Annotated in this window: 6 protein-coding genes; 4 read left to right on the top strand and 2 right to left on the bottom strand. The window is 70.6% G+C overall.

The window, feature by feature from the left end; translation table 11 throughout:
- Nucleotides 1-191: 191 nt before the first annotated feature.
- On the top strand, nucleotides 192-1,601 hold the full coding sequence (gene glnA / locus AC07AB_RS07890; RefSeq protein WP_478561825.1) for a type I glutamate--ammonia ligase: 1,410 nt from the start codon (nucleotides 192-194) through the stop codon (nucleotides 1,599-1,601).
- 159 nt (nucleotides 1,602-1,760) lie between these two features.
- Here the strand turns inward: glnA and AC07AB_RS07895 are convergent, their stop codons facing one another.
- Nucleotides 1,761-2,288 (bottom strand): VOC family protein, encoded by a 528-nt coding sequence (locus AC07AB_RS07895; RefSeq protein ID WP_478561828.1) that lies wholly within the window; start codon nucleotides 2,286-2,288, stop codon nucleotides 1,761-1,763.
- Nucleotides 2,289-2,416: 128 nt separating this feature from the next.
- Nucleotides 2,417-3,691 carry an acyltransferase family protein gene (locus AC07AB_RS07900; RefSeq protein WP_478561831.1) on the bottom strand — a complete coding sequence of 425 codons (1,275 nt, stop codon included), beginning with the start codon at nucleotides 3,689-3,691 and terminating at the stop codon, nucleotides 2,417-2,419.
- 405 nt (nucleotides 3,692-4,096) lie between these two features.
- On the opposite strand from AC07AB_RS07900, the gene gcvH reads away from it, so the two are divergent.
- The 3 genes from gcvH (at nucleotide 4,097) to AC07AB_RS07915 (ending at nucleotide 6,513) form a co-directional block, all read left to right on the top strand.
- A complete protein-coding gene (gene gcvH / locus AC07AB_RS07905; RefSeq protein ID WP_478561834.1) occupies nucleotides 4,097-4,498 on the top strand; it encodes a glycine cleavage system protein GcvH in 402 nt (133 codons plus the stop codon).
- A gap of 133 nt (nucleotides 4,499-4,631) precedes the next feature.
- A complete protein-coding gene (gene sph / locus AC07AB_RS07910) occupies nucleotides 4,632-5,612 on the top strand; it encodes a sphingomyelin phosphodiesterase (RefSeq protein WP_478561837.1) in 981 nt (326 codons plus the stop codon).
- Nucleotides 5,613-5,964: 352 nt separating this feature from the next.
- Nucleotides 5,965-6,513: a winged helix-turn-helix domain-containing protein gene (locus tag AC07AB_RS07915; RefSeq protein ID WP_478561840.1), complete on the top strand. Its 549-nt coding sequence runs from the start codon at nucleotides 5,965-5,967 to the stop codon at nucleotides 6,511-6,513.
- Nucleotides 6,514-6,642: the final 129 nt, after the last annotated feature.

The raw sequence follows: 6,642 nt of genomic DNA on the forward strand, positions 1-6,642 counted from the left end.
TTCGCCCCGCTCCGGGTCCCGTCCGGCCCGTCCGGACGTCAACGGGGGCGCACTCCGGTTAACCTCGGCGAAACAAATGGGTCATGCTTGGGAAATCCCGCCTGCCTAGGGTCGGGCCCAGCGCGCCACCGCATAGGGACTGCGCCATCGAAGCAACCCCGACCGCACCCGGCCGGGCTAGGAGGAGTTGGATGTTCCAGAACGGCGACGACGCCAAAAAGTTCATCTCGGACGAGGATGTCAAGTTCGTCGATGTCCGCTTCTGCGACCTGCCCGGCGTGATGCAGCACTTCACGATCCCGGCGAAGGCGTTCGACCCGACCGAGGAGCTGGCCTTCGACGGCTCGTCGATCCGCGGGTTCCAGGCCATCCACGAGTCCGACATGGCGCTGCGCGCGGACCTGTCGACGGCACGCGTCGACCCGTTCCGCAAGGACAAGACGCTCAACATCAACTTCTTCATCCACGACCCGATCACGGGCGAGCAGTACAGCCGCGACCCGCGCAACATCGCCAAGAAGGCCGAGGCATACCTCGCCTCCACCGGCATCGCGGACACCGCGTACTTCGGCCCGGAGGCCGAGTTCTACGTCTTCGACAGCGTCCGCTTCGAGACCAGCGCGAACCAGTCCTTCTACCACATCGACTCCGAGGCCGGCGCCTGGAACACCGGTGCGGTGGAGAACAACCGCGGTTACAAGGTCCGGTACAAGGGCGGCTACTTCCCGGCCCCGCCGGTCGACCACTTCGCCGACCTGCGCGCCGAGATCTCCCTTGAGCTGGACGCGGCGGGCCTCCAGGTCGAGCGCCAGCACCACGAGGTGGGCACCGCCGGCCAGGCGGAGATCAACTACAAGTTCAACACGCTGCTCGCCGCGGCCGACGACCTGATGCTCTTCAAGTACATCGTGAAGAACGTCGCCTGGCGCAACGGCAAGACCGCGACCTTCATGCCGAAGCCGATCTTCGGCGACAACGGTTCGGGCATGCACGTCCACCAGTCCCTGTGGTCCGGCGGCGACCCGCTCTTCTACGACGAGCAGGGCTACGCGGGCCTCTCGGACATCGCCCGCTACTACATCGGCGGCATCCTCAAGCACGCCCCGTCGCTGCTGGCCTTCACCAACCCGACGGTGAACTCCTACCACCGCCTGGTCCCCGGCTTCGAGGCCCCGGTCAACATGGTCTACTCCCAGCGCAACCGCTCCGCCGCGATGCGCATCCCGATCACGGGCTCCAACCCCAAGGCCAAGCGCGTCGAATTCCGCGCCCCGGACCCGTCCTCGAACCCGTACCTCGCCTTCTCGGCGCTGCTGCTGGCCGGCCTGGACGGCGTCAAGAACAAGATCGAGCCGGCCGAGCCGATCGACAAGGACCTCTACGAACTCGCCCCCGAGGAACACGCGAGCGTCCCCCAGGTCCCGACCTCCCTCCCGGCCGTACTCGAAGCCCTGGAAGCGGACAACGAGTACCTCCAGGCGGGCGGCGTCTTCACGTCCGACCTGATCGAGACGTGGATCGACTACAAGCGCACCCAGGAAATCGCCCCGATGCAGCTGCGGCCGCACCCGCATGAGTTCGAGATGTACTTCGACATCTAACCCACGGATTCCGCCCGAGGCCGCCACCCCCGCTGGGGGTGGCGGCCTTCGTCGTCGCTGCCGGTGTGGTCATCGGCGCCCCGCCCGCACCGCCGGCATCGGGCACCGGTGCGTTCTCGGCTCCGGCCCGGTCCCGTGGCAAGAGCCAGCGGTCAGCGGTCAGCGCCAGTTGTTGTTGGGGGTGTGGTCGCCGGCGAGCCAGCGGGCGAGGTCGGCGTGGGCGGTGGTGCGGCGTTCGGCGTCGATCTTCTCCACGTCGGGGTGGTCGACGGTGAATTCGAGCTTCAGCCCGTTGGGGTCCGTGATGTAGAGCGAGACGCAGAAGCCGTGGTCGATCACGCGGGCGTCCGAGTCCGGGGCGGCCGCGGTGATGCGCTTCCGCATGGCGTCCTGGGCCCCCTGCTCGACCTTGAAGGCGATGTGGCGGAAGGGCGTGAAGTTGATGTCGGTCTTGAATTCCTTCTGGGCCTCGGGGTCGGCGAACTGGAAGAAGGCCAGGGCGCTGCCGTCGGCCAGGCCGTAAAGAGCGTGGCTGTAGGCGCGCTCGGCGCCGAGCAGTTCGTTGACCTCGGTCCACGTGGCCACCAGGGGCAGGCCGATCACGTCCTCGTAGAAGCGCCGGTTGGCTTCCTGGTCGTCGGTGATCCAGGCGTTGTGGTGGAGGCGGAGGGGGAGGTCCTGGCTCATGTCGAATCAACTCCGTTGTTGAGAGCTCTCGTTGGGTCTGCGCCGGGTGGCCGCTGACCGCTCCCTCCAGGATGCACGCCTAAATGGTTGACTGTTAAATCAATTTAAGCCATTGTTCGCGGCCGGCCTCAGGCCAGCCCCAGAGCGAAGGCCGAGAAGCCGACCGCCAGGGCGCCGGCCAGGAGGCGGGGGCCGCGGGGGAGGCCGGTCCAGGGGGATTCGAGGTGGCGGGTGGTGCGGGCGATGGCGATGAGGAGGATGGCGAACAGGGGGAGCCAGGGCAGCCGGGTCAGCATCCAGGCGGAGAAGTCCGGGGCGGTGGTGAGGCCGTCGACCGTGCCCAGGAAGGCGGCGGGGACGGCGGCGGCGAGCATGGCGGTCTGGTGCCAGCACAGGCTGGTCATCGCCGAGGCGTTGACGGCCGATACCGGGGCCCACAGCGCGGGCCTGCGCATCAGGGCCGCTATGCGGTCCCGGAGCAGGATCGCGGCGCCGCACTGCGCGGCGGCCAGGGCGATGACCAGGAGGGACGGCGGGTGGGAGTTCGTACGGTCCTGGCCGGGGACGCCGACCATGCTGGCCGGGTAGTGGAATACCAGCAGCAGCAGCGCGAACAGCGCCGTACCGCCCAGGCACAGCAGCCAGGCGCCGGGCCGGGCGATGCGCTTCTCGCCCCAGGAGACGCCGAGTTGGTAGCCGAAGAGCCAGCCGGGGAAGAGGCTGATGAGCCCCACCCACTCGGGTATGGACGCGGCGTACGGGCCGTAGCGCAGGAAGTCCACCACGGCCACGGTCAGCACCAGTGGCGCCGCCGCCCAGCCGCCGAGCCGTCGGGTGGCGGCCACGCAGTACGGCGTGAGCGCGGTGACCACGGCGTACACCAGGACGAACCACAGCGGCTGTACGACCAGGGTGGCGGCTGTGCGCAGGGTCGTCTCGGGCACTCCGAGCACGTAGAGCATCGGGGCGAGCAGGGCCCAGACCGCCGTGACGCCCACGGCGGGCCGCAGCAGGCGGGCGAGGCGGCCGCGTATCCAGCGGCTCCGCGACTCGCCGCGTTCGGCGGACCGCCGGTAGGACAGTACGGAGGCGTAGCCGCCGACCAGGAAGAAGATGCCCAGCATCTGAAGCACCCAGGTGATGGGCGCCAGTGGGGCGAAGGCGGACAGCGGGCTGGCGTTGTGCAGCGCGCCGTTCCCGTCGAGGCTGAGTCCGCCGATGAGCCAGTGGCCGGTGGGCACGGCGAGCAGGGCCAGGGCCCGCAGCGCGTCGATGGCCCGGTCGCGCTGCGGCGGTTCCCTGCCCTCGGCGGGGTTGCGAGGTTCCCTGCCCTCGGCCGGGTCGCGGGGCTCGATGTCCTCGACGCGCGGTACGTACGTACGGGGGCGGTCGGCGATGCTCATGCGCACGCGCCCCCGCCCGCGCCGGGCGCTCCGTCAAGGTCCTGCTCTTTCGCGGGATACGGCATGACGGGTCCTTTGCTCGGCCGGCGGCACGGTGATTGGGTCCTTCCATGCTCTTCCGGAATGCCGCGCCGGTCAGTGAGGGCAGGGCCCCAACACGGGTGGGGTGGACCGGTCTTGTCGGGCGGGGGCTGTCGCCGCCGGAGCAGGGGGATAACCCCACCAGCGCCTCCCGCCGCGTGGCCCGGCACGGCTCCTTGACGCGGCCTCGGGCTGCGCGCTCTCTTGGCGGGCACGGCGCGCGGTGGCACCGTCGAGCAGAGCAGCTCTTACGCACGCCCGGTACACCCCGCACGCCCCACACGCGCGGCCCGTCGCAGGCGCCGCCTAGGAGGCACGTACGTCATGGTGAACATCCCCGAGGGACTCTCGTACACCAGGGATCACGAGTGGCTGCGGATCAAGGGCGACCAGGCGACCGTCGGCATCACCGACTTCGCGCAGCGGCTGCTGGGCAGCATCGTCTACGTCGAACTGCCCAAGCCGGGCGAGCGGTTCGAGGCGTCCGAGGCGTTCGGGTCGGTGGAGTCGGTCAAGGCCGTGACCGAGATCTGCATGCCGGTGACCGGCGCCGTCATCGCGGTCAACGAGACCACCAACGACAGTCCGGAGCAGATCAACGACGATCCGTACGGGGAGGGCTGGGTGATCTTCATCCAGGTGCCCTCGCCCGGCGCGTACAGCGGTCTGCTCAGCGCCGAGGAGTACGCGGGCTACCTCGCGGCGGAGGAGGGGGCGGGGGGCTGAGGAGCGGAGGAGGGGGCGGGGGCTGAGGAAGTGGCCGCTCGCGTCGGGGCGCCGTCCACCTAGGGGTTACCTGATGGTAACTGCCGCTGCTTTGATGGACGGCGGCTCACCCCCACCGCCCCAGGGAGACACCGTGCCGCCCAGGAAGCTCACCCGGACCGCGATCCTCGTGCCCGCGCTCGCCGCCGCCGCCCTCACCGCCGCCCCGCAGGCCACCGCGGCCCCGGCCGCCGCCCCGCCCGCGCTGAAGGTGCTCACCTACAACACCTTCCTCATGAGCCAGTCCCTCTACCCCAACTGGGGCCAGGAGCACCGGGCCAAGGCCATCCCCGCCGCCGGTTTCTTCCAGGGCAACGATGTCGTCGTGCTCCAGGAAGCCTTCGACAACTCCGCCTCGGACGCCCTGAAGCGCAACGCCTCGGCCCAGTACCCGTACCAGACGCCCGTCGTCGGCCGGAGCAAGAGCGGCTGGGACGCGACCGGGGGCAGCTACTCCTCCACCACCCCGGAGGACGGCGGCGTCACCGTGCTCAGCAAGTGGCCGATCGTCCGCAAGGAGCAGGTCGTGTACAAGGACGCCTGCGGCTCGGACTGGTGGTCCAACAAGGGCTTCGCCTATGCGGAGTTGAACGTGAACGGCGCCAGGGCGCACATCGTCGGCACGCACACCCAGTCCACCGACTCCGGGTGCAAGGCGGGCGAGGCCGTCGCCGACCGCGCCGCGCAGTTCCGGCAGATCGCCGCCTTCCTCGACGCCAAGCACATCCCTGCCGGCGAGGAGGTACTGGTCGCGGGCGACATGAACGTCGACTCCCACGGGCCGGAGTACCGGTCGATGCTCACGAACGCGGGGCTCGCGCCCGCGGACGCCCGCACCGGCCACCCGTACTCCTTCGACACCAAGGAGAACTCGATCGCGGCCTACCGCTACCCCACCGACCCCCGCGAGGACCTCGACTACGTGCTGCACCGCGAGGGGCACGCCCGGCCGGACGGCTGGCGGAACACGGTCGTCAAGGAGGTCTCCGCGCCCTGGACGGTGAGCAGTTGGGGCAAGGAGTACACGTACACCGACCTCTCCGATCACTATCCGTTGGTCGCCCAGGGTTCGTGACCGCGCGCCGGGGCCGGGGCCGGCCGGCCCCGGCCGCGCCTTCCCCGGTCCCCCGGCCCCGGCGGCAACCCGGTAGCCGAGTCTGCTGCTCAAGCGGCTCGCGTGCTTCAATGGGGGCATGGCCAGCCTTCAGAAGAACACCGCGACAGGTCGCGTCGACCTTGAGCCGTTCTGGCCGTCACGCCAGCATCACGATTACGACCGAGTGTGTTGCCGCGCGATCCCCGCGCAGGCCCGCTCCCCCCGCTGACGCCCGCAGTCGAAGTCAGCCCGCCGGTCACCAGTACCGGCCAATGGCCAGCGCGCACGTAACGCCCCTCGACGGCATCTCGCGCGAAAGAGCTGAGTCCCCATGACGAACCTCCGTACCCTGTCGCCCTCCGCCCCCGGCGTCCCCCCGCACCGCCACCGGCTGCGAGCCGTCGCACCCGACGAGGTGCCGCCGGTCGCCGAGCTGCTGCACTCCGGCGCGACGTGGCTGCCCGCGCCCCCGCACACGCTGCCCACCCTGCCGGGCCAGCCGCCGATGGTCGGCTATCTGGTGCTCGTACCGGCGGAGCAGCAGACCGCGAAGGCCGCCGGGGCGGGGCCGGTGCCGCCCGAGGGCGACGGACTGGTGCGCATCGACCCTGAGCAGCGCACCGTCCACGTCGGCGGGCGCCTCCTCGACCTCACGTATCTGGAGTTCGAGCTGCTCGCCCACCTCGTCGCGCACCCGCAGCGGGTGCACACCCGCGACCAGCTGGTGACCACGGTCTGGGGGTACGGGCACGTGGGCGACGGCCGGACCGTCGATGTCCACGTCGCCCGGCTGCGCCGCAAGATGGGCGCGGAGCACCGGGGGGCGATCGTGACCGTGCGCCGGGTCGGCTACAAGTACGTGCCGCCGCTGACCGTCTGATCGGAACGGCCCGGGGGGGGGGGGGGGGGGGGGGGAGGGGGGGGGGGGGGGGGCGGGTCTCCCCCCCCCCCCCAAAACCCCCCCCCTCCCCCCCACCCCCCCCCCACCCCACACCACCCAGAGAAGACC

This window comes from Streptomyces sp. NPDC044033 (assembly GCF_056434425.1).

Bases quoted from the DNA above. Each gene is read 5' to 3' on its own strand.
- glnA (WP_478561825.1), top strand. From the start codon at position 192: ATGTTCCAGAACGGCGACGACGCCAAAAAGTTCATCTCGGACGAGGAT.
- AC07AB_RS07895 (WP_478561828.1), bottom strand. From the start codon at position 2,288: ATGAGCCAGGACCTCCCCCTCCGCCTCCACCACAACGCCTGGATCACC.
- AC07AB_RS07900 (WP_478561831.1), bottom strand. From the start codon at position 3,691: ATGAGCATCGCCGACCGCCCCCGTACGTACGTACCGCGCGTCGAGGAC.
- gcvH (WP_478561834.1), top strand. From the start codon at position 4,097: ATGGTGAACATCCCCGAGGGACTCTCGTACACCAGGGATCACGAGTGG.
- AC07AB_RS07915 (WP_478561840.1), top strand. From the start codon at position 5,965: ATGACGAACCTCCGTACCCTGTCGCCCTCCGCCCCCGGCGTCCCCCCG.